Annotated in this window: 3 protein-coding genes; 1 reads left to right on the top strand and 2 read right to left on the bottom strand. The window is 70.7% G+C overall.

The features are described from left to right. Nucleotides 1-39 precede the first annotated feature (39 nt). On the bottom strand, nt 40-1,854 hold the full coding sequence (locus ABZS97_RS43720) for a thiamine pyrophosphate-requiring protein (RefSeq protein WP_356149585.1): 1,815 nt from the start codon (nt 1,852-1,854) through the stop codon (nt 40-42). Nucleotides 1,855-2,096: 242 nt separating this feature from the next. Here ABZS97_RS43720 and ABZS97_RS43715 point away from each other — a divergent pair, with 242 nt between their 5' ends. Next, nucleotides 2,097-2,891 (top strand): RNA polymerase sigma factor SigF, encoded by a 795-nt coding sequence (locus ABZS97_RS43715; RefSeq protein ID WP_356149582.1) that lies wholly within the window; start codon nt 2,097-2,099, stop codon nt 2,889-2,891. Between the two features lie 5 nt (nt 2,892-2,896). Here ABZS97_RS43715 and ABZS97_RS43710 read toward each other — a convergent pair. Then, the coding region (locus tag ABZS97_RS43710) for a GAF domain-containing protein (RefSeq protein ID WP_356149579.1) at nt 2,897-3,174 on the bottom strand (278 nt) is incomplete at its 5' end.

Raw genomic sequence — 3,174 nt, 5'->3', positions numbered from 1 at the left:
ACGCATTGTGCGTCCCCGGGGCCGCCGTCTGCCCGGACGCTACTTCTTCCTGTCGTGATGGGGCCGGTCGTGGCCCGGCAGGAACTCCTGGACCTTCGCCTTGAATCCCTGGCGGACCATCGAGAGCCGGTCGGCGTCCCCCTTCAGGATCGACGCCGCGGTGGCCTCCATCTGCTCCCAAGTGGCGTGCGGCGGGATCGGCGGAACCGCCGGATCGGTGAGGAACTCCAGCACCGCGGGACCGTCGGCCTCCAGACCGGCGCGCCAGGCCGCCTCCACGTCCTGCGGCTTCTCGACCCGGATGCCGGTCAGACCGAGGGAGCGGGCGAAAGCGGCGTACTGCACGTCGGGAAGCTCCTGCGAGGGCAGAAACGCGGGGGCGCCCTCCATGGCGCGCATCTCCCAGGTGACCTGGTTGAGGTCACGGTTGTTCCAGACGGCCACGACGAGCCGCGGATCCTCCCAGCGGTCCCGGTACTTCGCCGCCGTGATCAGCTCGGCGAGCCCGTTCATCTGCATCGCCCCGTCCCCGACGAGCGCGATCGCGGGCCGGTCCGGATGCGCGAACTTCGCACCGATCGCGTACGGCACCCCGCAGCCCATCGTCGCCAGCGTCCCCGACAGCGACGACCGCATGCCCGGCCGCATCGTCAGATGGCGTGCGTACCAGTTGGCCGTCGAGCCCGAGTCGGACGTGACGATCGCGTTGTCCGGCAGCAGCGGGTCGAGCGCCCGGGCCACGTACTCCGGGTTGATCGGGTCGGCCGACAGCTCCGCGCGCCGCCCCATCAGCTCGCGCCAGCGCGCCACGTTGGCGCACACCGTGTCGTACCACTCCCGCCCCCGCGGCTCCCCGTCGATCATCGGGATCAGCCGCTCCAGTGTGGCCTTCGCGTCGCCGACGAGATTCACCTCGTACGGATAGCGCATCCCGACCATGTGCGGATCGATGTCGATCTGCACGGCCCGCGCCTTGCCGAAGTCCGGCAGGAACTGCGCGTAGGGGAAGGAGGAGCCGATGGTCAGCAGGGTGTCGCAGTCGCGCATCAGCTCGTACGACGACCGGGTGCCCAGCAGGCCGATCGCTCCGGTGACGTACGGGAGTTCGTCGCTCAGCGCGTCCTTGCCGAGCAGCGCCTTGGCGACGCCCGCGCCCAGCAGCTCGGCGATCCGCTCGACCTCCTGACGGGCGCCGGCCGCGCCCTGGCCGACCAGAACGGCCACCTTGTCGCCGGAGTTGAGGATCTCGGCGGCCCGCTCCAGGGACTCCTGGGAGGGAGTGGCGGTCCACGCGCTGCGGTCCAGGCTGGAGGGCACCATCTTGAACTCGTGGGTGGGCGGCGTGTAGTCGAGTTCCTGCACGTCACCGGGGATGATGACCGCCGTGGGGGCGCGGCGTGCGCAGGCGGTGCGGATCGCCCGGTCCAGGACGTTCGGCAGCTGCTCGGGAACGGTCACCGTCTCCACGAAGTCCGAGGCGACGTCCTTGAACAGGGTGTGCAGGTCCACCTCCTGCTGGTACGAGCCGCCCATCGCGGTGCGGTGCGTCTGGCCCACGATCGCGAGGACCGGCACATGGTCCAGTTTCGCGTCGTACAGGCCGTTGAGGAGGTGGATCGCCCCCGGCCCCGACGTCGCCACGCACACGCCGAGGCCGCCACCGAACTTGGCGTAGCCGACCGCCTCGAACGCCGACATCTCCTCGTGCCGCGACTGGACGAAGCGCGGCCGGTCCTCGGCCCGCCCCCAGGCCGCGAGGAGCCCGTTGATGCCGTCGCCCGGATAGCCGAAGACCTGCTCCACACCCCATTCGCGCAGGCGGTGCAGGACATGGTCGGCGACCTTGGTGCTCATGGGACCTCCGCAGGGCTGGGGCGAATCGGCAGCACCTTGCCGAGTCACCCTCCCCGCGCCGGGAAAACATCCCCCGTGTTTGCCCCGAGGGGACCGGGGCAGGCGCATGTCAGTGCTTCGGACAGGAGGCACGTCCGTGGGAACGGCGAACCGTCGCCACGGGTGTGCGGATCCTGTGCACCCGTCTGCTCCCACGGTGACTGTCCCACTCAAGGCACCGACACAGGGAGTTGCGACGCATCATGCGCACGCACACAACCGCGAGGCACCACCCGCACGACGACGCCCCCGACACGGCCGAGGCCTTCCGCCAACTCGCCAAGCTTCCTCCGGGACAGCAGCGCGACACGCTCCGCGAGCAGATCGTCGAGGCCTGGCTGCCCATGTCCGAACGACTCGCCGGCCGCTTCCGCAGCCGCGGGGAGAGCTTCGACGACCTGCGCCAGGTCGCGGCCCTCGGCCTGGTCAAGGCCGTCGACCGCTACGACCCCGAGCGCGGCAACGCCTTCGAGAGCTACGCCGTACCCACCGTGACCGGTGAGATCAAACGCCACTTCCGCGACCACATGTGGACCCTGCACGTACCGCGCCGGGTCCAGGACCTGCGCAACCGCGTGCGGTTCGCGGCCCAGGACCTCTCCCAGACCGTGTCCGGACGCAGGCCCACCATCGCCGAGATCGCCGAGCACGCCAACATGAGCGAGGAGGACGTGAAGGTGGGCCTGGAGGCCCTGGAGAGCTTCACCGCGCTGTCGCTCGACGCCGAACTCCCGGGCAGCGAGGACGGGTACTCGCTCAGCGACGCGCTGGGCTCACCCGACCCGGCCCTCGACACCGTCATCGACCGCGAGGCCGTCAAGCCGAGGCTGCGCGACCTGCCCGAACGCGAGCGCGACATCCTCTACATGCGCTTCTTCGGCGACATGACGCAGAGCAGCATCGCCGAGGAACTCGGCATCTCCCAGATGCACGTCTCACGCCTGATCAGCCGCTGCTGCAACCGGCTGCGCGAACAGGTCATGCGCGACGCGGCGTAGGCCGCTCACCCGGTGCGCGCCATCGCCAGCGCGATGTGCCGGGACATCATGTCCATCGCCTGCGCCTCGGCCATCGAGAACGCCGGCCGGGCCCCGCTCCGGAACAGGGTGAGCACCCCCCGGACGGGGCCGGACGGGACGGCCAGCGGCACGCAGAGCAGCGACGTCACATTCGCGCGTACGAGGACGGGGGCGCCCGAGGCGTCACGGCCGAAGGCCTCCGGGTCCTCCGGGCGCACCTGAAGGGCCGTGGCCCCGCCGCGTGCCGCCTCGACGACGAGGG

Origin of the sequence: Streptomyces sp. NPDC005485, assembly GCF_040606085.1 — a bacterium.
Taxonomy (GTDB): domain Bacteria; phylum Actinomycetota; class Actinomycetes; order Streptomycetales; family Streptomycetaceae; genus Streptomyces.
This window is presented reverse-complemented; position numbering and strand designations above follow the sequence as displayed.